General features: G+C 69.0%; 19 protein-coding genes. All 19 read left to right on the top strand.

Translation table 11 applies throughout. The features are described from left to right. Nucleotides 1-96 precede the first annotated feature (96 nt). The 19 genes from rsmA to E3O39_RS12990 all read left to right on the top strand — a co-directional run bounded on the left by rsmA (nt 97) and on the right by E3O39_RS12990 (nt 23,906). A complete protein-coding gene (gene rsmA / locus E3O39_RS12900; protein WP_241975210.1) occupies nt 97-903 on the top strand; it encodes a 16S rRNA (adenine(1518)-N(6)/adenine(1519)-N(6))-dimethyltransferase RsmA in 807 nt (268 codons plus the stop codon). 43 nt (nt 904-946) lie between these two features. Next, entirely contained in the window at nt 947-1,882 is a 936-nt protein-coding gene (locus E3O39_RS12905) for a 4-(cytidine 5'-diphospho)-2-C-methyl-D-erythritol kinase (protein ID WP_134448211.1), read from the top strand. A 67-nt stretch (nt 1,883-1,949) separates the two neighbouring features. Then, entirely contained in the window at nt 1,950-3,755 is a 1,806-nt protein-coding gene (locus E3O39_RS12910; protein ID WP_134448213.1) for an ABC-F family ATP-binding cassette domain-containing protein, read from the top strand. A gap of 219 nt (nt 3,756-3,974) precedes the next feature. Continuing rightward, a complete protein-coding gene (locus E3O39_RS12915; RefSeq protein WP_134448331.1) occupies nt 3,975-4,859 on the top strand; it encodes a MetQ/NlpA family ABC transporter substrate-binding protein in 885 nt (294 codons plus the stop codon). Between the two features lie 82 nt (nt 4,860-4,941). Next, nucleotides 4,942-6,009, top strand: a complete 1,068-nt coding sequence (locus E3O39_RS12920; RefSeq protein ID WP_134448215.1) for a methionine ABC transporter ATP-binding protein — start codon at nt 4,942-4,944, stop codon at nt 6,007-6,009. Continuing rightward, nucleotides 6,009-6,668, top strand: a complete 660-nt coding sequence (locus tag E3O39_RS12925) for a methionine ABC transporter permease (protein WP_134448217.1) — start codon at nt 6,009-6,011, stop codon at nt 6,666-6,668. Before E3O39_RS12920 ends, E3O39_RS12925 begins: the two co-directional genes overlap by 1 nt. Nucleotides 6,669-6,840: 172 nt before the next feature. After that, nucleotides 6,841-7,458 carry a hypothetical protein gene (locus tag E3O39_RS12930; protein ID WP_134448219.1) on the top strand — a complete coding sequence of 206 codons (618 nt, stop codon included), beginning with the start codon at nt 6,841-6,843 and terminating at the stop codon, nt 7,456-7,458. Further along, the gene (locus E3O39_RS12935; protein ID WP_134448221.1) at nt 7,455-8,306 is read left to right on the top strand and encodes a lytic transglycosylase domain-containing protein; all 852 of its coding nucleotides are present in this window, start codon (nt 7,455-7,457) and stop codon (nt 8,304-8,306) included. The genes E3O39_RS12930 and E3O39_RS12935 overlap by 4 nt, the downstream gene beginning before the upstream one ends. Before the next feature lie 6 nt (nt 8,307-8,312). Beyond that, on the top strand, nt 8,313-10,352 hold the full coding sequence (locus E3O39_RS12940; protein ID WP_134448223.1) for a PASTA domain-containing protein: 2,040 nt from the start codon (nt 8,313-8,315) through the stop codon (nt 10,350-10,352). Between the two features lie 157 nt (nt 10,353-10,509). Beyond that, nucleotides 10,510-11,580 carry a phosphate ABC transporter permease subunit PstC gene (gene pstC / locus E3O39_RS12945; RefSeq protein ID WP_134448225.1) on the top strand — a complete coding sequence of 357 codons (1,071 nt, stop codon included), beginning with the start codon at nt 10,510-10,512 and terminating at the stop codon, nt 11,578-11,580. After that, a complete protein-coding gene (gene pstA, locus E3O39_RS12950) occupies nt 11,580-12,974 on the top strand; it encodes a phosphate ABC transporter permease PstA (protein WP_241985069.1) in 1,395 nt (464 codons plus the stop codon). The genes pstC and pstA overlap by 1 nt, the downstream gene beginning before the upstream one ends. Then, nucleotides 12,971-14,662, top strand: a complete 1,692-nt coding sequence (gene pstS, locus E3O39_RS12955; protein ID WP_241985070.1) for a phosphate ABC transporter substrate-binding protein PstS — start codon at nt 12,971-12,973, stop codon at nt 14,660-14,662. Before pstA ends, pstS begins: the two co-directional genes overlap by 4 nt. Further along, nucleotides 14,659-17,340 (top strand): hypothetical protein, encoded by a 2,682-nt coding sequence (locus E3O39_RS12960; RefSeq protein WP_134448227.1) that lies wholly within the window; start codon nt 14,659-14,661, stop codon nt 17,338-17,340. The genes pstS and E3O39_RS12960 overlap by 4 nt, the downstream gene beginning before the upstream one ends. 112 nt (nt 17,341-17,452) lie before the next feature. After that, complete coding sequence (locus E3O39_RS12965) at nt 17,453-18,547, top strand: hypothetical protein (protein ID WP_134448229.1); 1,095 nt, start codon at nt 17,453-17,455, stop codon at nt 18,545-18,547. A 25-nt stretch (nt 18,548-18,572) separates the two neighbouring features. Beyond that, nucleotides 18,573-19,658: a hypothetical protein gene (locus E3O39_RS19015; protein ID WP_166787333.1), complete on the top strand. Its 1,086-nt coding sequence runs from the start codon at nt 18,573-18,575 to the stop codon at nt 19,656-19,658. A 125-nt stretch (nt 19,659-19,783) separates the two neighbouring features. Continuing rightward, complete coding sequence (locus tag E3O39_RS12975; RefSeq protein ID WP_166787334.1) at nt 19,784-20,887, top strand: WxL protein peptidoglycan domain-containing protein; 1,104 nt, start codon at nt 19,784-19,786, stop codon at nt 20,885-20,887. A gap of 90 nt (nt 20,888-20,977) precedes the next feature. Continuing rightward, nucleotides 20,978-21,886, top strand: coding sequence for a hypothetical protein (locus tag E3O39_RS12980; protein WP_134448233.1), 909 nt, complete (start codon nt 20,978-20,980; stop codon nt 21,884-21,886). A gap of 125 nt (nt 21,887-22,011) precedes the next feature. Further along, nucleotides 22,012-22,758: a hypothetical protein gene (locus E3O39_RS12985; RefSeq protein ID WP_134542323.1), complete on the top strand. Its 747-nt coding sequence runs from the start codon at nt 22,012-22,014 to the stop codon at nt 22,756-22,758. Further along, nucleotides 22,755-23,906 (top strand): sortase, encoded by a 1,152-nt coding sequence (locus tag E3O39_RS12990; RefSeq protein ID WP_241975207.1) that lies wholly within the window; start codon nt 22,755-22,757, stop codon nt 23,904-23,906. The genes E3O39_RS12985 and E3O39_RS12990 overlap by 4 nt, the downstream gene beginning before the upstream one ends. Nucleotides 23,907-24,075: the final 169 nt, after the last annotated feature.

Here is a 24,075-nt window from a genome sequence, read left to right on the forward strand (position 1 = left end):
GCCACGGATGCCGCCCTGCCCGCCGAGCCCACGGCATCCGCCGCGCCCGTTGCCCGTTCACTGCTCGGGCCGGCCGAGATCCGCGACCTCGCCGAGATGCTCGGCGTGAACCCGACCAAGAAGCTCGGCCAGAACTTCGTGATCGACGGCAACACCGTCCGCCGCATCGTCAAGGTCGCCGCGATCACCCCAGAGGACACCGTCGTCGAGGTCGGACCCGGCCTCGGCTCGCTCACCCTCGGGCTCCTCGAGACCGGTGCGCGCGTCGTCGCCGTCGAGATCGACGACCGCCTCGCCGAGCAGCTCCCGCTCACCGTCGAGCTGATGCACCCGGACGCGCCGCTCGTCGTGCTCCGCGCCGACGCACTCAAGATCACCGACCTGCCGGGGGAGCCGACCCGGCTCGTCGCCAACCTGCCGTACAACGTCTCGGTGCCGGTCCTGCTGCACATGCTCGAGCACTTCCCGTCGATCCGCGCCGGCGTCGTGATGGTGCAGGCCGAGGTCGGCGAACGGCTCGCCGCGCCCCCCGGCTCGAAGGTCTACGGCAGCCCAAGCGTCAAGGCCGCCTGGTACGGGGCCTTCCGCACCGCGGGCAAGGTCAGCCGCCAGGTGTTCTGGCCGGTGCCGAACGTCGACTCGATCCTGATCGCGTTCCAGCGCCGCGAGAGCCCGCTCGAGAGCGAGGACCTGCGCCTCGCGACGTTCGCGCTCGTCGACGGCGCCTTCCAGCAGCGCCGCAAGATGCTCCGCCAGTCTCTCTCGACCGTGCTCGGCGACTCGGCAACGGCGACCGCGATCCTCGAAGCTGCCGGCATCGACCCCACCGAGCGCGGCGAACAGCTCACCGTCGACGCCTTCCTCGCCATCGCCAGGTCCTGGACCGCCGCCGACCCGTCCTGACCCCGCGCACGAGGGGGCTGTGCGGCTGAGCTAGGTTAGAACCATGACCAACGCGGCCACATCTCACGTTGTGCACGCGCGGGCGCCGGGCAAGATCAACGTCTTCCTGAAGGTCGGTGCCGTGCTCGAAGACGGCTACCACGAAGTCGCGACCGCCTACCAGGCCGTGTCGCTCAGCGAAGACGTGCGCGCCTATCCCGCCGACGACTTCTCCTGCGAATTCACCGGCTCGATCGACACCTCCGGCCTTGCGACCGACGGCAGCAACCTCGCGATCCGGGCCGCTCGCGCCCTCGCCCGCCGGTCCGGCTACCGCGGCGGCGTGCATCTCAAACTCGAGAAGAACGTGCCGATCGCCGGGGGAATGGGCGGCGGATCGGCCGACGCCGCCGCAACCCTGCTCGCGTGCGACGCCCTCTGGGGCACCGAGGCGACCCGCGAGGAACTGCTCGCCATCGCCGCGACGCTCGGCGCCGACGTCCCCTTCGCGTTCACGGGCGGCACCGCCGTCGGCACCGGCCGCGGCGACCAGTTGAGCCCCGCGCTCGCCAAGGGCCAGTTCCACTGGGTGCTCGCCCTGGCCGACTTCGGCATGTCCACCCCCGGCGTGTACCAGGAACTCGACCGCCACCGTGAGCGCCATGCCCAGGACATCTTCCCGGCTCAGGCGCAGCCGACCGTCGACGCCAACGTGCTCCAGGCCCTGCGCGCCGGCGATGCCCGGATGCTCGCCGAGTCCCTGCACAACGACCTCCAGGCCCCGGCGCTGCACCTCGCCCCCGGCCTCGGCAAGGTCATCGAGCTCGGCGAGGAGAACGGCGCCCTCGCCGGCATCGTCTCCGGGTCCGGCCCAACGGTCGCGTTCCTCGTGGCGGATGCCGACAGCGCGCTCGAGCTCCAGGTCGCGCTGAGCGCCTCCCGCCTGCACGTGGTGCGGGCGACGGGCCCGGTCCACGGCGCCCGTCTCGTCCACGACTGAGCCGCGGCATCCGCCTGCCCCGACCCGCGCGCCGGGCTCCCAGCCGCGCACGGTAAAGTTGTAAGCTATGGCACATTTGCTCGGGGCCGAGTCCCTGCACCTTGAATACCCCACCCGCGTCATCTTCGACTCCGTCACCGTCGGACTCAACGAGGGCGACCGCATCGGAGTCGTGGGGCGCAACGGTGACGGCAAGTCCACCCTGCTGAGCCTCCTCGCCGGACGCATCGAACCCGACTCCGGCCGCGTCACCCGCCGCCGCGGCGTCACGATCGGCGTGCTCGACCAGTCCGATGCGCTCGCCTCAGGCCAGACCGTCGGCCACACCGTCGTCGGCACCATGGACGAGCACCTCTGGGCAGGGGACGCCAAGGTCCGCGACGTCATCGGCGGACTCGTGCGCGACATCCCCTGGGACGCCCTTGTCGACGACCTTTCCGGTGGCCAGCGCCGCCGGGTCGCCCTCGCCGCCGTGCTGATCGGCGACCACGACGTGATCTTCCTCGATGAGCCCACCAACCACCTCGACGTCGAGGGCATCACCTGGCTCGCCGGGCACCTGCGCAACCGCTGGGCGACGAACTCCGGCGGCCTCGTGGTCGTGACCCACGACCGGTGGTTCCTCGACGAGGTCTGCAACCAGACCTGGGAGGTGCACGACCGTCTGATCGAACCCTTCGAGGGCGGCTACGCCGCGTACATCCTGCAGCGCGTCGAGCGCGACCGGATGAGCGCCGCGACAGAGTCGAAGCGCCAGAACCTGATGAAGAAGGAGCTCGCCTGGCTCCGCCGCGGCGCCCCCGCCCGCACCGCCAAGCCCAAGTTCCGCATCGACGCGGCCAACGAGCTCATCGAGAACGAGCCGCCGCCCCGCGACACCGTCACGATGCAGTCGATGGCGATGCAGCGCCTCGGCAAGGACGTCGTCGACCTCATCGACGTCTCGGTGGACTTCGAGGACAAGCACGTGCTGAAGGACATCACCTGGCGGATCGCCCCCGGGGAACGCACCGGCATCATGGGCGTCAACGGCGCGGGCAAGTCCACGCTGCTGAACCTCGTCGCCGGTACCCTCCAGCCGACGAGCGGCCACGTCAAGCGCGGTAAAACCATCAAGGTCGCCGTGCTCACCCAGCAGCTCTTCGAGCTCGAGGGCATCCAGAACGACCGGGTCAGCGAGGTCATCGGCCGCCAGAAGACGAGCTACATCGCCGGAGGCAAGGAGATCACCCCCGGCCAGATGCTCGAGCGGATGGGCTTCATGAGCGCCCAGCTCGTCACCCAGGTCAAGGACCTCTCCGGTGGCCAGAAGCGCCGCCTGCAGCTGCTGCTGATCGTGCTCGACGAGCCGAACGTGCTCATCCTCGACGAGCCCACCAACGACCTGGACACCGACATGCTCGCGGCCATGGAGGACCTGCTCGACTCCTTCCCCGGCACCCTGCTCGTCGTCTCGCACGACCGGTACCTGATCGAACGCGTCACCGACAACCAGTACGCGGTCACCGAGGGCGGCTTCCGCCACCTGCCCGGCGGCGTCGACCAGTACCTCGAGATGCGCAAGCAGCAGATCAACGACTCCGACAAGCCCGCAGAGGCGAACGCCTCGAACACCTCCGGCGGCAAGCCGGCCAGGAACCTGGCCATCGGCGGCGCAGAGCTCCGCAACGCGCAGAAGGAACTCGCCTCCATCGAGCGCAAGGTCGCCAAGCAGAAGTCCCGGATCGTGGTGTTGAACCAGAACATGGTCAGCCACGACCAGAACGACTACGCAGGCCTCGGCGAGCTCGGCACCGAGCTGCAGGGTCTCGAATCCTCCATCTCGAGCTTCGAAACTCGCTGGCTCGAACTTTCGACGCTGATCGAGGGTTAAAACCGCGGATGCTGTGACCGCGTGTTACGCAGCGGCGTGCGCGGCGCAGCATCCTTTGTTAACCTGAAGGTGTGCCTCGCGATGCAGCGGCACAGACTCCCACCCCTTCGTGCCGTGGCTTTGCTGTGCCCTTGATTGCCGAGGCTCGTCCACGAGACAGCACTCGCGGCTCTCACCCGCAGCACACCCAAGGGGATTCACCACGTGAAAAAGTCAACTCTGTCCAAGCGCTTGCTCGCGGCTCTCGCGACCGTCCCGCTCCTCGCCCTGCTCGCCGGGTGCGCCGGCGGCACGGCGGATGCCGGCAGCGACAAGACCGTCAAGATCGGCGTCGTCGGCGCGAGCGACCCGTACTGGGCCGTCTACACGAAGGCCGCCGCCGATGCGGGAATCAAGGTCGAGATCGTCGACTTCTCCGCATACGACCAGCCGAACCCCGCGCTGACCGCCGGTGAGATCGACCTCAACCAGTTCCAGCACCTCGTCTACCTCGCGCAGTACAACACGGCGAGCAACGCGGACCTCACCCCGATCGGCTCGACGGCGATCTACCCGCTCGGCCTGTACTCGACGAAGTACAAGAAGGTCAGCGAGATCCAGAAGGGCGACACCATCGCGGTGCCGAACGACGCGAGCAACCTGGCCCGCGCGCTCCTCGTGCTGCAGTCGGCCAAGCTCATCACGCTGAAGGACGGCGGCTCGATCTTCTCGACCCTCGACGACATCGACACGTCGGCCTCCAAGGTCACCGTCACCGCGCTCGAGGCCTCCCTCACCGCGACTTCGCTTCCTGACGTCGCCGGCGCGATCATCAACAACGACTTCGTCGAGAAGGCCGGACTGAAGTTCACCGACGCCCTCGCCAAGGATGACCCGGCCGACCCGACCGCCATCCCCTACGTCAACGTGTTCGTCGCCCGCGCCGCGGACAAGGACAACGCGACCTACCAGAAGCTCGTCCAGATCTATCAGGACACCCAGGCCGTGCAGGACGGCGTGCTCGCCGTCTCCGGCGGCTCCGGTGTTCTCGTGAAGACCCCGGTCGCCGACCTGGTCTCCTCGCTCGCCACGGTCGTCGCGGACACCAAGGCCAATAAGAAGTAGTCGCCCCGGGTTGCCCGGATGCCCGCTTCGCACTCGCGAGGCGGGCATCCGGTGTGAAACCAGAGAATTCCAGGAGAGTTGAATGCCGATCGTCGAATTGCGCGGTGTCAGCAAGATCTACCCACCCCACGAAAAGGGCGGCAGGGACGTCGTCGCGATCGACGACGTCAGCCTGGCCGTCGAGGCCGGCGACGTCTACGGGATCATCGGCTACTCGGGAGCCGGCAAGAGCACCCTCGTGCGCCTCGTGAACGCGCTCGAACGGTCAACGTCCGGAGAGATCCTGATCAACGGACGGGACATCGCCGGCCTGGCAGAGCGCGAACTGCGCAGCGTGCGTCTCGGCATCGGCATGATCTTCCAGCAGTTCAACCTGCTCGGCTCGCGCAGCGTCGCGGCCAACGTGTCCTATCCGCTCGAGGTGGCGCACCGGCCCAAGGCCGAACGCGCCAAGCGGGTCGCCGAGATGCTCGACTTCGTCGGCCTCGCCGACAAGGCCCGCGCGTACCCCGACCAGCTCTCCGGCGGCCAGAAGCAGCGCGTCGGCATCGCCCGCGCCCTCGCGAGCCAGCCCGCCATCCTCCTCGCCGACGAGGCCACGAGCGCCCTCGACCCCGAGACGACCCACGAAGTGCTCGACCTGCTGACCCGGGTCAACCGGGAATTCGGTGTGACGATCATCGTGATCACGCACGAGATGGACGTGATCCAGACGATCGCGAGCAAGGTCGCGGTGATGGACCAGGGCCGGGTCATCGAACGCGGTGACGTGTTCGATGTGTTCTCGAACCCGCAGCAGCCGGCATCCGCCCGGTTCGTCTCGACCGTCGTCAAGGGCATCCCGAGCGCCGACGAGCTCGCCGTGCTGCGCAGACGCCACCCCGGGCGGATCGTGTCCCTCGCCTTCCGCGACAACACGGTCGACCAGGCTCGTGTCTTCGGCGAACTGGCTCGCGCCGGCGTCGCATTCGAGGTCGTCTTCGGCGGCATCAACGAAGTGCAGGGTCGCTCCTTCGGGCATCTCACCCTCGCGCTCAGCGACGCCACGGCGGCGGATGCCCGCACAGCGTCTGCCGGCAGCGCCGACGACCGCATCGATGCGGTCCTCGATCGGATCAGAACACTCACGACCGTCACGGAGGTGCGCTGATGGAATCCCTCATCGAACTGCTGCCCCAGCTCTGGAAGGCCGCAGGGGAGACGCTCTACATCGTCGGCCTCACCCTGTTCTTCGGGGGCCTCGGCGGCCTGATCGTCGGCCTCGGCCTGTACCTGACCCGCGGCGGCAGCCTGCTCGCCAACAAACCCGTGTTCGTGGTGCTGAACCTGCTGGTCAACTTCGTGCGGCCCATCCCGTTCATCATCTTCCTCGCCGCCGCGCAGCCGCTCGCCCGGCTCGTGGTCGGAACCGGAATCGGCAATAACGCGATCATCTTCACGATCTCGCTCGCGGCATCCTTCGCGATGGGCCGTATCGTCGAGCAGAACCTGCTCACCGTGACGCCCGGCGTGATCGAGGCCGCCCGCAGCGTGGGCGCCGGAACGGCCCGGATCATCTTCACCGTGCTCCTGCCCGAGGCGCTCGGTCCGCTGATCCTCGGCTACACGTTCATCTTCGTCGCGCTCGTCGACATGTCGGCGGTCGCCGGCTACGTCGGTGGCGGCGGCCTCGGTAACTTCGCCCTGCTCTACGGGTACCGCCAGTTCAACCCGATCGTGACCTGGGCTGCCGTGCTGCTGATCATCGTGCTCGTCCAGTTGGTGCAGTACCTCGGGAACACGCTGGCGCGAAAGGCGTTCCGCCGCTAGGCGTTCTCGAAACTGTTGCCGGGCCGGACAGCTTCCGTTCACCCCCCGGCAAGGTGACACTCCCGGGCCGGACACCTGAGGCCAGCACAGTATTGCCGGGGCTGGCCCACCCGAGCCGGCACACAGTCTCGACTGCACCCGTCGCTGTTTGGTTCAGGCCGTTGGAGTCGCTGTGTCGCCCCGCCCAAGTGTGGTCTTCTCGGCCTTCCGTTCCAACGCGGACCCGCGCCTGCAGGGCTGGGTCGCCTTCCGGGAGAGCGTTCAGTCCGGTGCCCGCGGCGGCGACGTCGCCCGCGTCAGCGGACTCGCACGCGCCGGCGAACTCGCCCGCACGGGAGAACTTGCCCGTACCGGAACGACCGACCGGGTGGCCGAGGGCCGGGATCGCTCCCGTGGCCTCGCCACCGTCGCCGACTCCGGCCACTCCGGCATCTGGCGGCTGCTCGCCTCGAACAGCCGCGAGCTCGGCCGCAGCTCCTCGGTCTACGGCTCGTTCGCCGGCGCGCGGGCTCATGTCCTCGAACTCAAGGACCAGTGCGACGCGATGGTCGCGACCGTCGTCACCGGGCCGTCGGCAGGCACCCATGGCTGGGTGGTCACCATCGGCGAACGCATCGTGATGACAGCGGGACGCTGGTACGGCGCCGCCTCCGCGAGCCGGGAAGCCGCCGCCGGCACGATCGAAGCCTTCCGCGTCGCGCTCGTCGCCGAAGACGCCCGCCACGCGACCGAGGCCGGCCGCCGGGGCAGCCGGGTGCTCAGCGAGGCCGAACGGGCCCAGGCGTGGTGAGCGGCACACGGCTCCGCGGCCTGCGCGGCTGGATCGGTGCCGCAGCGACCGCCGGGCTGCTCTGCTGGGTCGTCTTCGGCTGGCTCGTACCCGGCTTCACCGCACCGGAGGGCATCCGGGCGAGCGTGGCGGCCGTGGCCGCCGACGCTGTTCCCTCCGTTCCCACGGCAGCGGATGCCGCAGCGACCGTGACCGTGACGCCGGCGACTCCCGCTCCGGCGGCCGACCAGTCCGCCGCCGGCTCGTCCCTCGCGTCGACAGGGGAAACCGCGCTGCTCACCGGGAACGCTGCGCTCGTGGACGCGGACTGGGCTGCCCGCGTGGCCGCGGCCACCGGCATCCCGCGGCGGGCCATGCTCGGCTATGCGGGTGCCTCGCTCGCCCTCGCCGCCGAACAGCCCGGTTGCCGACTCGGCTGGAGCACCCTCGCCGGCCTCGGCAACATCGAGTCCGGGCACGGCACCCACGCGGGCTCGGTGCTCGGTACCGACGGTACCGCCCGGCCCGGCATCTTCGGTCCGGCCCTCGACGGCTCTGATTTCGCAGCGATGAGCGACACCGACGGCGGCGCCTGGGACGGCAGTGCGGCGTGGGACCGTGCGGTCGGCCCGCTGCAGTTCATCCCCGCGACCTGGCAGCGCTGGGGCGCCGACGGCAACCGGGACGGTGTCGACGACCCGCAGCAGATCGACGACGCCGCCCTCGCAGCCGGGCGCTACCTGTGCAACTACGGCGACCTCGCGCTGCCCGACCGCTGGCGCGCGGCCGTCTTCGCGTACAACCACGTCGACTCCTATGTCACCGCCGTCGCCGGTTACGCGAACACCTACGCCGCCCGGGCGAAGTAGCCCTCTGTGACAGGCACGATCGATCCCGCCGAGACGACGGCTGCCTCCGGTGCACCGGCAGGCCGGCGCACGGTCGGCGCTGGCGAAGGGCTGATCTCGGGCCGCTACCGGCTCGGCGAACTCCTGGGGACGGGCGGGTCGGCATCCGTCTTCTCCGCCGTGGACACGCAGGCAGGGGAGGGCGCAGTCAGAGAGATCGCCCTCAAGATCCTGCACCCGCACCTGTCCCGCTCCGACCGGGCCAGGGAAGCGTTCTTTGCGGAGGCCAGGGCCGCGGCCGTGTTGCGGCACCCGAACATCGTCGCGGTGCTCGGCGTCGGCGTGCACCACACCGGTCACGGCCCGGGGATCGGCGCCGGGACCGAGCCCCGCACCGGCACAGGCACCGGTGCGAACGCCGAGGAGCCGCAGGCCTGGATCGCGCTCGACCGCGCGCCGGGGATCAGCCTCGCCGAATACGTCGAGCATCGCGGGGCGCTGCCCGTCGGGCAGGCGCTCACCGTCGCGTCCGCGGTGCTGCGCGCCCTCGAGGCCGCGCACGACATCGGCCTGGTCCACCGCGACGTCTCCCCGGCCAACATCATGGTCGACCCGGACCCGGCCGGTAACGTCGGTATCGACGGAGTGCGCCTGCTCGACTTCGGCCTCGCGGATGCCGCCGGTCGCCCCGCCCTCGGCACCGACGTCCTCCGCAGCGCACCCGATGCGACAACGCAGGAAATCCCGGTCGTGCAGAGCGTGCTCGGGAGCGTGAACTACATGTCGCCGGAGCAGGCGCGGGGCGACGCCGTCGACGAACGCGGCGACGTGTACCAACTCGGCGGGGTGTTGTACTTCGCGCTCACCGCACGGGCGCCGTTCGTCCGGGATTCCGTCGCCGCGGTGATGCGCGCCCACGTGCAGTCTCCGCCGCCGGTGCCGTCGGTGCAGCACTCCGGCATCCCGCGGAGTGTCGACCGGCTCGTCGTCAAGGCGCTCCTCAAAGACCCGGACGCCCGGTTCCCCTCCGCCGCGGCGATGGGCGCGGCCGTCGACGCGGCCCTGGACCGCATCGGGGCCGGGGGAGTGCCGGGTCGCGCCGCGGCCCCGCCAGAGGGGGCCCTGCCCGGCGGCGGTCGCGTCTTGCCCGCGGACGACACCACGGGACTGTTCCGGCCGGGCGACCTCGCGGAGCTCGCTGAGCGCACGATGGTGCTCGGTGCGGTACCGGTACCGGTACCGGTACCGGTACCGGATCCTGTGCCTGTTCCGCACCCGATCCCGACCGCCCATCCCGCCCCGGCCACGATCGTGCACGCGACCGGAAACGCACGCGCGGGAACGGCATCCGCCGCGGTCGTCGTCCCGCCGGACAACCCGGCCTGGGTGCGGAGCGGCCGCAGCCGCCGTCGCGGCGGCGGGCTCTGGGCCGTCTCGATGATCCTCGTGATCGGGGGAGCATTCGCCTGGGTCCTCGCTGCCGGCGGCGCGGCGCCGACGTCGGTGGCCGTCACGAGCAGCACGCCCGCGCCCGCGAGCGCCACCCCCGAGCCGATGATCACCGCCCACGCCACGGCGGCGCCGAAGACCATCCGGGTGCCGGAGGTCTCCGTGATGACCCTCGACGGGGCACGGGCCGCGCTCGCCGCCCTCGGGCTCCGCCTCGGCGCGCTCACCCTCCAGGACTCGGGGCGCCCCCTCGACACGGTGCTCGGCGTCAGCCCGGCGGCCGGTACCTTCCTGGACCCCGGAGACCCGGTCGACCTCACCGTGGCCTCCGGCTCGAACACGGTGCCGGACACCGTCGGTCTCAGCAAGGCGGAGGCGATCGCCGCCCTCGAAAACGCGGGATTCCTGGTCCTCACCGACTCGAGGCCCGACGCCGCCGCGACGCCGGGAACCGTGATCGCGGTCGCCCCGTCCGGTCAGAAGACCCTGCGTCTCGGCACCTCCATCACCCTCACCCTGGCCACGGCGCCCGAGCCGTCTACCGCCCCCACAGCCACGTCGACGCCCCCGCCGGGCCCGACACAGACCCCCGCTCCGACGCAGGCGCCCACGGGCTGACGGCTCCCGAATCGACCGCCACAACTCTCCACGCGGCGTCCACATCTCGGTTGAGAAATCGACGCCAATCGTTCACCAACCGCCCCGAACATATGTTTCGGACGCGTTACCCCCACCCGTGCGTTCACCCCCTCCCGAGTCTTTTCCAAGGACAGCCATGCCGATTTCGAGCCTCGTCTCGCCGCCCCTGGGCGACTCGCCCCTGGGCGACGCCTTCGGGACAGACCCGGCCGTTTTCGACCCGTCGAACCCCGACTCCCGGCCGCGGCGCTCCCTGGTCTCCCGCCCGTCGATCTCCGACTCGGTGTTCCGCTCGGTCGCGTTCAGCGCGGGCACGATCACCGTGCTGATCATGCTCGCGGTCGGTGTCTTCCTCTCGCTGCGCGCCGGCGACGCCCTCGGGGTCGCTGGGTTCAACTTCCTCTTCGAGCAGGACTGGTCGCCGGAAACGAAGAAGTTCGGCATCGCATCCGTTCTCTTCGGCACCATCACGATCGCCGTCATCGCAATGTGCGTCGCGGTGCCCCTCGCCCTCGGCACGGCGCTCCTCATCTCCGAGGTCGCCCAGGGGCGGCTCAAGTCCACGCTCGTCACCCTCGTCGACCTGATGGCCGCCGTTCCCAGCGTGGTGTTCGGCCTCTGGGGCGTGTTCTTCCTCCAGGCGAATGTCATCCCGGTCGCCACCTGGATCTCCACCTACTTCGGCTGGATCCCGTTCTTCAGCGTGACGGATGCGACGGGCCAGGCCCTCACCGAGGCGAGCGCCTTCACCTCCTCGGCCTTCATCGCCGGAATCGTGGTGGGCCTCATGGTCGTGCCCACCCAGACCTCGGTGATGCGCGAAGCCTTCTCCCAGGCGCCGATCGGTGAACGCGAGGCGGCCTTCGCCCTCGGGTCGACCCGGTGGGGAATGATCACGTCCGTGGTGCTCCCGTTCGGCCGCGGCGGCATCATCGGCGGCACCATGCTCGGCCTCGGCCGGGCCCTCGGCGAGACCATCGCCGTCTACATGATCATCTCCCCGATCTTCACGATCAACTGGGAGGTGCTCAAGACCGGCACGAACTCGGTGTCCGCGCTCATCGCGCTCCGCTACGGCGAGTCGAGCTCCTTCGGCCTCTCCGCACTGATGGCCGCCGGCCTCGTGCTCTTCCTGATCACCCTCGTGATCAACTTCACGGCCTCGTCGATCGTGGCGCGGTCCCGCTCCGGGGCGGAGAGCGACTGATGACCAGCGCACACAGCACCCAGGCGACGGATCCCGCGGCATCCGCCGGCCCCTCGACCCTCGTGATGACCGAGACCGCCGTCGAGCTCGAGGCCGAGCTCGAACTCCAGGCCGCAGCAGTCCGGCACACCACGAACATCCCCTCCTCGGTCGGCATCGAGATCGGCCCGCGCCGGCGGATGCGCGCCGCCAGGGTCGACGACCAGTTCAACATCCTCGGTGCTGCAGCGGCCGGCGTGGCCGTCGCCGTGCTGCTGTTCGGCTGGTTCGGACCGCTCTCCGGCTATGTCGGCTTCGTGATCGTCGCGTTCATCGCCTTCATCGGCTTCTACGCCCTGCTCGTCAGCCTGAAGAGCGACTGGCAGGAGGTCAAGGACCGGGTCATGTCGGTTGTCCTTTCGAGCGCCGGCGTGCTGCTCTTCGGCGCCCTCGTCTTCGTCGTCGCGTACACCCTCGTGCGCGGCCAGGAAGCCCTCCCGCACCTCAACTTCTTCACCGACAGCATGGAGCTCGCCGGCCCGCTCGACGGCCTCGAACTCGGCGGAATCTTCCACGCCATCCTCGGTACCCTGATGCAGATCACGATGGCGCTCATTGTCACCGTTCCGCTCGGCATCCTCACGGCCCTGTTCCTCAACGAGGTCGGCGGAAAGTTCGCCCGCTTCGTGCGCACCATCTCGGACGCGATGACGGCGCTGCCCTCGATCGTCGCCGGCCTCTTCGTCTACTCCGCGATCATCGTGCTGATCACCCACCAGCGCAGCGGGTTCGCCGCCTCGATGGCCATCACGGTGATGATGCTCCCGATCGTGATCCGCGCCTCCGACATCGTCCTCCGTCTCGTCGCGGGAAACCTTCGTGAAGCCGCGTACGCGCTCGGGTCCACGCGCTGGCGCACGGTCTGGCACGTCGTGCTGCCGACCGCCCGCCCCGGGCTCGCGACCGCCGTCATCCTCGGCACCGCCCGCGGCATCGGCGAGACCAGTCCCGTGCTGCTCACGTCCGGCGTCACCGCCGTCGTCAACCTCAACCCCTTCGAGGGACCGATGATCTCGTTGCCGCTGCAGGTCTTCGACTTCGTCAAGTCGCCGGAACCGAACATGATCGCCCGTGGCTTCGGGGCGGCGGCCGTGCTGATCCTCCTCGTGCTCACCCTGTTCGCGATCGCCCGCCTCATCGGCGGCAAGGGGCCGGGCGACCTGTCCCGCGCCCAGCAGCAGCGGGTCGTCGCGGCCTCCGGGCGCGACCTCAAGCGGATCACCGTTGCCGCCGACCGCCGCATCCTCCTCGAGGCGAACACGTCGGGGGCCTGGCCGCCGCCGACGGCACCACCGAACCACCACAGCAGCCCAGCGCCGACGATCGACCTCAGCACAAAGGAGCCGTCCTCGTGACGCCGCAGCCCCGTTGGATCCGTGCGATCCGCGCCCTCTTCGCCCTCGCCGTCGTGGTGATTCTCGGTCTGTCCGGAACGCTGTCTGCCCAGGCCGTTTCCTACGACCCCATCACAGGAACCGGCTCGACCTGGTCCCAGAACGCCCTCGACCAGTGGCGCAAGAACGTGGCCTCGAACTACGGCATGACCGTCAACTATTCCGGTGTCGGCTCCTCCGCGGGCCGCCGGGACTTCGTGGCCGGAAACGTCGACTTCGCCGTCAGCGAGATCCCGTTCCAGACCGCTCCCGAAGACGGTTCAGCGCCCGAGGTTCCGAGTCGCGGCTACGCGTACATGCCGATCGTCGCCGGTGGCACCTCGTTCATGTACAACCTCAAGATCAACGGTGCCCGCGTCTCCAACCTGCGCCTGAGTGGCGAGGTCGTCACCAAGATCTTCACCGGCGTCATCACCAAGTGGAACGACCCGGCGATCCAGACGGACAACCCCGGACTGAAGATGCCGGACAAGGGCATCGTCCCTGTCGTGCGGTCGGACGGCTCGGGCTCGACCGCCCAGTTCAGCCTCTGGATGTCCAAGCAGTACAACTCCCTCTGGGGGCAGTTCTGCGTCAAGGTCGGCAAACCGGCCTCCTGCGGCCTCACCTCGCAGTACCCGACCTACGGCAACGCGAAGGCCCAGAGCGGTTCGGCGGGCGTCGCCGGGTATGTCGCCCAGGACTATGGCGAAGGTGCCATCACGTACGTCGAGTATTCCTACGCGCTCAAGGCCGGCTTCCCGGTCGCCAAGGTCCTGAACACCGCCGGATACTACGTCGAGCCGACCGCGAACTCCGTCGCCGTTGCCCTGCTGCAGGCAAAGATCAAGACGGATGTCCCGGTCTCGAGCCCCGACTACCTCACCCAGATCCTCGACGGCGTCTACAACAACCCCGACCCGCGCACGTACCCGCTGTCGAGCTACTCCTACATGATCGTGCCGACCGAGGTCGGCGGTGTCTTCACCGCGAAGAAGGGCCTCACCCTCGGCGCGTTCGCGAACTACATGCTCTGCGAGGGCCAGCAGCAAGCGGCGGCCCTGGGCTACTCGCCGCTCCCGATGAACCTTGTGCTCGCCGGGTTCGACCAGATCAAACGAGTGCCGGGAGCGGATGTCTCGGGCGTCGACATCAACAACTGCAACAACCCGACCTTCAAGGCCGGCGACTCCCCATCGAGCAACCTGCTCGCGACCAACGCGCTCAAGCCCGCCGACTGTGACAAGGTCGGCACGAGCCAGTGTGTCACCGGAACAGGAGGGGCGCCCGATGACACGGCGACGACCGGAACCGGTACCGGCGGCTCCGCAGCCACGGCCGACACGGCCGCGGCGGCAGCGGCCGCCGCAGGAGCAGGGGCCGGAGCAGCGGCGACGACGGCAAACGCCGGGGCAGCGGGCACGGGCGATGCCGCGGCCGCGGTCTACGACGAGAACGGTGCTCTCGTCTCCGGCGGCACCGGTGGCACGGCCTCGACCGGAGTGGCCGGGTCCGCGGTGGCGTCGCCCTTCACCCTCGCCGACAACGGCTGGGGTGCGCAGCAGTCGATCATGCTGTTCGCCGGCGTGTTGCTCATCGGCTCTGCCGTGCTGCCCCCGGTGCTCTGGCGCCGGCTCAAGCCACGCGGTCCGAAGGCGGGCACCAAGTGAAGCGCCTGATCCTGTCCACGGACTCGATGTGGACCCGCGCCGGCGCAAGCGGCATCGTCGTGGGCGTTGTCGTCGGCATCGGAGTGTCCATGCTGGCCTCCATTACCCCGCCCGCGGCATCCGCGGACACCTCGAGCGCCGTCACGGTGGCCGCCAAGGGCTATGACCTCGACATCTCGACGGCACCGTTCCCCGACCTCAAGGTGACGGTTTCTCAGACGAAGGACCTCGTCTCGCAGGGAATCGTCGTCAACTGGACCGGCTCGGGCGCGAAGTCGGTCCGGCCTGACGCCAGCTCGGGCGGCCAGAACTTCCTGCAGATCGCGCAGTGCTGGGGTGAGGACCCGCTGAACCCCGGGCATCCCGACCGCACCACCTGCCAGTACGGCGGTTTTCCCGGCAAGGCCGCGTCCACGCGCGACACCTCGGTTTCTGACGAATTCGTCAACGCCAAGGACACCCAATACACCTCGCCCTCGAACGGCTTCACGATCCCGGCGGTCACGGCGATCCCGTACCGTGCCTCGACGGGCGGAACGATCTCGTCCGTCTTCAAGAATGGCGCCGGCGTCCTCACCCATTACATCCTCGATCCCCTGACAGGGCTTGTTCAGACCGCGAACGGCACGCCGGCTGCCACTGGCGTGACCCTGCCCTCCCCGATCGTGGGCGTCGACCTCGCCACGAACGAGTTCTACACGCAGTACACGACCAACGAGGTGCCGTGGGTGGGGTCGAGTGACACTGGCGCTGGCTCCGTCAAGTTCGAGGTCCAGACCGCGATGCAGTCTCCCGGCCTCGGCTGCGGTATGCCGGTCACGGCCACGGACGGCACGGTCACGGGCAAGTCCTGCTGGCTCGTCGTCATCCCGCGCGGCACCAACGACGTCGGCGAGTCGTACATCACCAAGTCCGGCCTGTTCTGGGACGCCTGGCAGCACAGTGTGGCCGTCAAGCTCGACTTCAAGCCGATCGGTCTGCGCTGCTCCATCGGCTCGGCCGAGAAGCAACTCTCCGGAAGCGAACTCGCCTCGGCGGCCGTCGCGTCCTGGCAGCCCAACCTCTGCACCGGCTCGACCGGATCCTCCTTCGTGCTCAGCACCGGCAACGAGGAAGACTCTCTGCTCTCCGCAAGCCAGAAGACCCCGAGTCCTCTCGCCCTGACATCGCGTGCCCTACAGACGACGAAGGCGGATCCCGTGCAGTACGCGCCGATCGCACTCTCCGGACTCGCCGTGTCCTTCTCGATCGACCGGAGGGTGAAACCCGTCGGCGCCGTGCCTCAGGAATACAAGGACAAGAACACCGAGTCCTTCACCTCGATGAACCTCACCCCGCGCCTGATCGCGAAGCTGTTGACGAACTCATATCTGGACTCCTTGCCGACGGGGGCCCCCGCTACCTCCAAATCGCTCGCGTTCTTCGTCGATAACCCCGAGAAGGTCAACCACAACGCGAGGAACCTGACCGTTGACCCCGACTTCCTCGCCGTGAACGACGCGGAATGGCAGTACCAGGACCTGACGGGTCCGTCCCTCGGCGACATGCTCCTGCCCTCGGGGCGCTCCGACGAGGCCCTACAGCTGTGGCGCTACGTGCTCTCAGATCCGGATGCCGTGGCTTTCCTCAACGGCGAAGCCGACAAGTGGGGCATGAAGGTCAACCCCTGGTACGCAACAAAGGACGCCGTCAACTCCTCCGGCACAAAAATGACCGTGCCCCGCACCAACTTCCCCAAGGCTGACCCAATCGCCCGGGTGGCCACGGCCGACGGCCAGACCGAAGTCAACCTCGTCACCTGGCGCCCGTACGCGAGCGACTTCGAGAACGGCGCCTACCTCACCCTGCGCGGTGACGGCCAGGAGCTCGGCGACTGGAGCCCGAACACGGTTCCGCCGAAATGGGGCAAGAGCGTTCGCAACCTCGTCGGCACCCAGCGGGTGCTCGGACTCACGACAACGGCGGCAGCAGCCCGGTACCAGACGGTGACGGCGTCACTGCGAAACTCGGCGGGCACTTTCGTTGCCGCGAACTCCGCATCCCTGCTGGCCGCGGCCGCGGCGATGACCCCGACCACCGAGAACGCGGCCGTGCTCGAATACAACCCCACGAGCGCGAGCGCCAGGGCGGCGGCGTCGGCCTACCCGATGACCATGCCGGTCTACGCGGCGCTCAACCCACTGCAGACGGATGCCTCCGCCCGCGCCATTTACGCCAACATGATCCGCTACGCCGTTGCCGCCGGTCAGGTTCCCGGCAGTGCGATCGGCCAGCTCCCCGAGGGGTACGCGTCGATTCCGGCCAGCTGGGTCGCCCAGGCCCTCGCAGCCGCGACAGCCATCGAAAAGGGCATCAGCCCGATCGTCTCGGCGACTCCGACACCCACTCCCTCACCGACCGTCGCGGCCACTGCCGCCGCCCCTGCGGCGGCCTACGTCAACCCGAACGCAGGCAGTGGAACGGCAGCGGTCGCGGCCGTCGCCGCCGCCGTCGCCGGGACCGCGACCGCGACCGACCCTGCGGCGACCGGCGCGTCGGCCGGACCCCTCGTCGGCAAGCCGACGCCTTCCGATCCGGTCATCGGCCCCATTCCGGCAGCCATCCCTGTCGGATTCCTCTCCGGGCTGCTCGCAGCCGGTGGAGTCCCCCTGATTTCGCGTGTCCGGAGACGATCCTGATGCGCGCACAGCTTGACGTCCAGATTCCGGGTTTCGGCTTGGGACCAGACATCAGGAAAGACGTTCCCGCCCGGGTTCGTCTCATGCAGTACACCCGAAAGGCATCATCACAGTGATTTCGAAGAAGGCAATTGCGCTCTGCGCGACCGTCGGCGTCGCCCTCACCGGTTTCGCCATCGCGACGCCGGCCAACGCCGAGCCCGTTTCCAACAGCTACGTCGCCGTCGGCTCGGACACCCTGGAAGACGTGGTCAGCGCCCTGGCCAACGGATCCTCGCTCTCCGGATCTTCGGTTCGCTCGACGACCGCAGGTGGCGCGACCATCGGATCGTTCGACGCGACCGGCACGGCCTACATCACCACGAAATCCTCAGGCGTGCGCTTTGGACGCCCGAACGGGTCGGGTGACGGTCGCACGGCGCTCCTCCGCTCCATCGATGGCGCGGCATACACGTCTGGTACGGTCGGCGCGCCTGCCGCTGTCGTGATCAGCGGTCAGGTTGACATCGCGCGTTCCTCGGGCTCCGGCACCGTCGACGCCGCCGGAAGCCTGATCCAGGTTCCCTTCGGCCGTGACGCCATCGCCTACGCCTACGACAATGGCTCTACCGCGACCGGCATCGACACGATCGACACCGCGACCATGACGAGCCTCTACACCTGCAGCGTCACCACCCTCGGCGGCGTCACGGTCACCCCGATCATCCCGCAGGCCGGTTCCGGCACCCGCAAGGACTTCATGTCCAAGATCGGCGTCACCGACGCCACTCTCGGTTCCTGTGTCCAGACCGGCCAGGAGCACGACGCGTCCAACCTCGGCATCAACCAGATCATGCCGATGTCGGTCTCACGCTGGGTCGCCATGAACACCGGTGCCAGCTACCCCAAGAAGAAGGACACCACGGTTCTCGGCTCGCTCGTTGCCGGCACCACCCCCGTCACCGGCACCGGCACCTCGATGGTCCCGAACGCCACTTACTATGCTGACTCCGTCTGGGGTCGCGACACCTACCTGGTCGTGCAGTACGCCCGCGTCGACCCGACCAACGCCTCTTACGACGCCACACTGGCCGGCCTGCTTGACCCGACCAAGAGCACCAGCCTGACCAACTCGCAGACCTCCCTCGCCTCCAAGGCCGGTTCGCTGAAGAAGAAGTTCGGCATCCTGGCCCCCTCCACCACCACTGCTGTCCGTATCTCCAAGTAGCCCGACCTACTTCCAGAAAAGGTAATTGAATCTCATGAAGCTCAACAACAAGCTCCGCTTCGCCGCCGTCGGCGTCGTCTCCCTCGCCCTCGTTGCCGGCGCCTCCATGGTCGCCTCGGCCACCACCCAGACCAACGGCTCCGCAGCACCCCTCTACCTCTACGACGGCAACGGCATTCCGCTTGTCGACGGCGCCAGCCTGGGGTGGGGCGATGACATGATCGGTTCCTCGGTCAACAACGACCCCAGCGGAGAGTTCGCCTGCCCCGTCGGCACCACCGGAATCTTCGCGTTCCTCTCGGCCCCCGGCACCGAGACGGTCCCTGGCACCTGGAAGGCATACGCCCCCCTCGGCTTCAACGGTGCCACCCTCAACGTGCTGAACCCGTTCATCACCCCGGTTTCGCTGTACAACGGCGCCCAGGGCGCCGCTAAGGCCGCCGGTGGAAACTACAGCCTCGGCATTGCCTGCACCAACCTGAACGGTGTTGCGGTCACCTCCGCGTTCTTCCGTTCGATCTCGGTCACGCCGGTGACCGGTGCCTTCACGGCCTCCGCCACGACCGACGTCGTCACGACGCCGACCGCCACCCCGACCCCGACCCCGACCGCCCCGGCCGGCACGACCGGTACCGTCGCTCTCGCGCCGACCACCGCGAACGCCACCAACGGTGCGCTCGCCCTCACGGTTCCGGCCGGCGCCGCGGCGACGTTCTCCGCTCCGTCGCTCGTGAACAACAAGTCGACCACGGTCGGTACCCTCGGTGCCGTCACGGTCAACGACGGCCGCGTCGTCTCCCGCAACGGCTGGGACCTGTCCGCGAACGTTGCGAACTTCGTCAACTCCACTGACGCGACCAGCACCATCAGCAAGATCCAGCTCGGCCTTGCCCCGTCGGTCACCGTTGCCGGCACCTCCGCGACCGGCGTCACCGCCGCCGCAGCCCAGGTCGCCGGTTCGGCGTCCTACCCGGCCGCCTTCGCCTCCGGCGCGGCAGCCAACACGGTCGGCGACAGCGTTCTCAACGCCGGCCTGACCTTCGTCGCACCGCAGGAGAAGGCGGCCGGCACCTACACGTCGACGCTGACCCTCACGGTCGTCTCGAAGTAGTAGCGCTACCCGAGTAGAGGGGGAGGGACGGCGCCCGCGCCGTCCCTCCCTTTCCACCGCACCACCCCGCATTCCGCTCCACCCCCAAGATTTCGGATCCGCCCGCAGAAAAGAGAACGCCGATCGTGATTCCCCGCCACTCCCTCTCCCGCAGCGTCGCCCTCGGTGCCGCCGGAGTGCTGGTAACCCTCGGACTGACCCTGACCCTCGGAGTCGCGGGTGCCTGGGCCGCGGACGGTTCCGACGGCATCGCCGGGGCCCCGTCGTCCAACGGCGGCGTGGACCAGGACCGATCGCGTTTCACCTACCAGGTCGATCCGGGCCAGGTCATCAACGACGAATACCTCGTCGAGAACACCGGTACGACCACGCAGGCCGTCACCGTCTACGCCACCGACGCGTACAACGCCGAGGACGGCACGTTCGCCCTCCTCGAAGGCAGTGAAGCCCCCAAGGATGCCGGCAGCTGGGTCACCTTCGAGAACGGTACCGGCCGTGTCTCGGTCACCCTGGAACCGGGCGCCCAGCAGGTGCTCCCCTTCACAATGAAGACCCCGGCCGATGCGAAGCCCGGCGACCACGCCGGCGGCATCGTCGTCTCGGCCCTCTCCCCGGCCGGGCAGGTCTCGGTCGACCGGCGCGTCGCCATCCGCCTGTATGTGCGCGTCAAGGGTCTCCTGCAGCCGGCGCTGACGATCAGCAGCATTGAATCCGCCTATGAGGGCAGCCTCAACCCCTTCGCCGGTGACACGAAGATCCGCGTGAGCCTCACCAACACCGGCAACGTGTCCCTCGGGGCCAATACGGTCTCCCAGGTCAAGGGCATCTTCGGCATCCCACTGTCCGGGCTGACCGACCAGGAGATCTCGGAGATGCTTCCGGGAAGTTCCCGCACCGTGACGCTGACCGTCTCCGGCGTCGGCGCCTGGGTCTACCTCAACCCGCATGTCTCCCTCGTCGGCACGATCGACCCCGACGCACTCAACCCAGGAGCCCTGCCGACCGCGGAACGCGATTCGAGCCTCGTCGTGGTGCCGTGGGCCTTCCTGCTCCTCCTTCTCGTCGCGGCCGTGACCTGGCTCATCGTGAGGCTCAGCCGCAAGCGCGACTCGGCCCGGGCTGCGGCGTGGATCGAATACACCGAGGCGGAAGCGCGCCGCAAGGCTCGCGAAGAGGCCCTCGTGGGCGCCAGCGCGGACGGCGCCGCCGCGCACAACCCGACACCGTAACCACTGCACCTCCGCACGCCTTGCTCCACTGCCCTGCAGTTTCACCCAGGCACCGCAGCTCCACCGCACCAGGATCCATCGGGGAAACACATGTTCCAACTGCCCATCCGTTCGACTCTCATCACCGGCGCACTGGTCGCCCTGCTGGCTCTGGTCGGGACGGTCTCCATCTCGTCCGTGGCGCAGGCCGATGACAGTGGGGTGGTCGCGCTCACGGTGAGTGTGGCCGACAAGCTTCCGAACGGGCCCGTCGAGATCCACTGTGTGCTCCCGGTCGGCTCGCGGGTCGATTCGGCGCCGGTGTTCGTCACCGTCCACGGGCTCAAGCCGTTTTCGCACGTCGAGGTCTGGGTGCACTCCACTCCGTTCCTGCTGATCAGCGGAAACGCCGACGCTGCCGGTGACTTCGCAGGCAGCGGCACCCTTCCCCCCGACCTCGGGGCCGGAGGACACACCATCGAGGTGATCGGCACCACGGCCGCGGACGACCCGTTCAGCCAGGTGGCGGCATCCTTCGCCGTGACGGACGCCGGAACAATCGGATCTGCAACGACGAGCGACACCAACGGCGTGCTCAGCCTCGTCGTGCCCGCCGCTGCCGTCGCCGCGTTCAATGCCCCGGTGCTGGTCTCGAACCGGTCGACGACCACCGGTGTCCTGGGCAGCTTCGCGGTCAGCGACTCCCGGGTGCTCACCCAGGAAGGCTGGATCCTGTCGGCCGATGTCGCCGACTTCGTGAACGCCGCGGACGGCAGCGTGATCGGTGCTTCCCAGCTCGGGCTCGCGCCGCAGCTGGTCAGCACCGACGCCACCGGGGTGAGCCTCGTCACCGCCCAGACCGCGGGTTCGGCGACGTATCCGATGAACCTCGCCGTGGCCGCCCCGGCCCAGACCGTGGGCACGACCGTGCTCAACGCCGGCCTCACTTTCGTCGCGCCGCCCGAGAAGTCAGTCGGCACCTACCGGTCCACCCTCTCCCTCACCCTCGTTTCCCAGTAGCCGGCCGGTCGCCGACTCTATCCTGTCGCGCTCGTACGGCACGGAATGAGCGAGGCTCGGTTTCCTGCTGTGTTTGCCTCTTGTTTGCCCGCCCGTCAGCTCGCCGAAACCTCGAATGGACTAACTTGACTGTGCTCACATCCGCTCACGCGCGCCTGATTCTGGTCGTGGCCCTCATCGCGTTCGCGCCGGTGGCGGGCCTGGCCGGACTCGCCATGAGTGCACAGGCGGCGACGGATGACCCGAACGGTGTGGGCATCAGCGTGGGTGTCGTCGGGCCGTCGAGCCGGGCGACGACGACCCCGGCCGTCACGAACCCGGTGAAATCCGTGGCCGTGCCCGCGGTGACCCAAACGACGATCAAGGACACCGCCGCCGCGGCCTCGGCGCTCGGCGCGAACCCGACCAGGATCGCGGGCGTCTTCTACGTGAGCGGCCTCACGACGCGCATCGATTCTGAGGCCGGGCCGGGCGGCGGCACCATGGTTCTCGACTTCACGATGCGCAACATCACGGATGCCCCGATCACCTCGAGCCTGCGCTTCTGGCTCGACAACGCGGTCGACCTCCCCGTCGCCATCGTCGACAAGGTCAGTATCGACAGCCTCGCCCCCAATGAGACCCGCACTGTCTCGGCCACCATTCGGGACGTCGGCCAGTGGGCCTGGTTCAAGGGTCACGTCACCATGACGCCTCCCGCGGACATCGGCGGCACGGCGCTCTCGCCCGTCACCCGGGACTCGTTCAGCATCATCCCGCCCTACTTCTCCCTGATCGCGCTCGCGATCGCCGGCACGCTGACCCTGATCCTCCGCTTCGTGCTCCTCGTACCGCGGCCCACCCCCAAACTCGCGGAAGAGGTGGCGTCATGACGACAGCCAGGCTGCCCCGTCGTCCCCAACGCCCCACGGTGCCGAAGGTGCCGAGAATGCCGCGAGGCTGGGTCCCGCCGGTTTCGCCCGGCGTTTCCGAGATGCAGGCGGTCCACCCCCTCGCGGGACAGTCCGCGGGACCCCGGGACTGGTCACCGCCCGGCCCGGGCACTCTGGGCGGTGGTGGCGGACTCCCCGGCACACCGCCAGAGCGCGGCCGGCAGGGCAAGCCGCCGAAACCACCGAAGATCCCGACGCCGCCGCGGCGCAGCCCGCCGCCCCCTCGGCCGCCGGTCGTGCTCACCCAGCGCGATCAGGTCATCCGCTCGACCCTGGCGATTCTCGCCATCCTCATCTTCGGGTTCCTCGCCAACCTGACCGTGCTCGGCCAGCTGCAGCACATCGTGTCCCAGCAGCAGCTCACGAACACCTTCCGGTACGAGCTCGCCCAGGGAACGGCCCCGGTCAGCGAGGGCACCGTCGACAAGGTGCTGCTCACCTCCGGCACACCGGTGGCCGTGCTCGACATCCCCTCGATCGACGTGCACGAGATCGTCGTCGAGGGCACAGACTCCGGCACCCTGCGCGCCGGCCCCGGCCATCGCCGCGACACGCCGCTGCCCGGCCAGTCCGGCATCAGCGTGCTCATGGGCCGCGCCGCCGCCTACGGTGGTCCGTTCGCCCGGCTGCAGGAACTGCGCCCCGGCCAGCAGTTCACCGTGATCACCGGCCAGGGCGAGCAGACGTTCTCGGTGCTCGGCCTGCGCTACGCCGGCGACCCCGCACCCGCAAGCCTCGGTGCAGGCAAGAGCCGACTGATCCTCGAGAGCGCCCGCGGGCCGGCCTACGTGCCGAGCGGCGTCGTGCGCGTGGATGCCGAACTCGTCTCCGAGACGAAGCCCGCCGGCAAGCGCCAGACCACCTTCGCGACCCTGCCCCTGCAGGACAAGGAACTCGCGACCGACACCACAACGGTGTGGGCCCTCGTCTTCGCCCTGCAGTTCCTGCTGGTCATCGAACTCGCCGCCGTCTGGGCGTTCCGCCGGGTCGGCCTCCGCAAGACCTGGATCGTCTTCCTTCCGGTTGTCACTGTCGGGGGGCTCTTCGTGGCCGACCAACTCGTGCGCCTCCTCCCGAACCTGCTGTAGTCCCGAACCTGCTTCAGTCCCGAAACTGCTGTAGACCAATGAAACGAGTGTCATGACCGACAATGTGCAGAACGACGAGCTCACCCAGGTGCTGCCGCCGGTGAAGGGACCGGTCCGGCGTGACCGCAAGCAGCGCGCGCAGGCGAGGACCGAGGCCCGGCCCGAGGTC

The organism is Cryobacterium sp. MDB2-A-1 (genome assembly GCF_004402675.1).
GTDB lineage: Bacteria > Actinomycetota > Actinomycetes > Actinomycetales > Microbacteriaceae > Cryobacterium > Cryobacterium glucosi.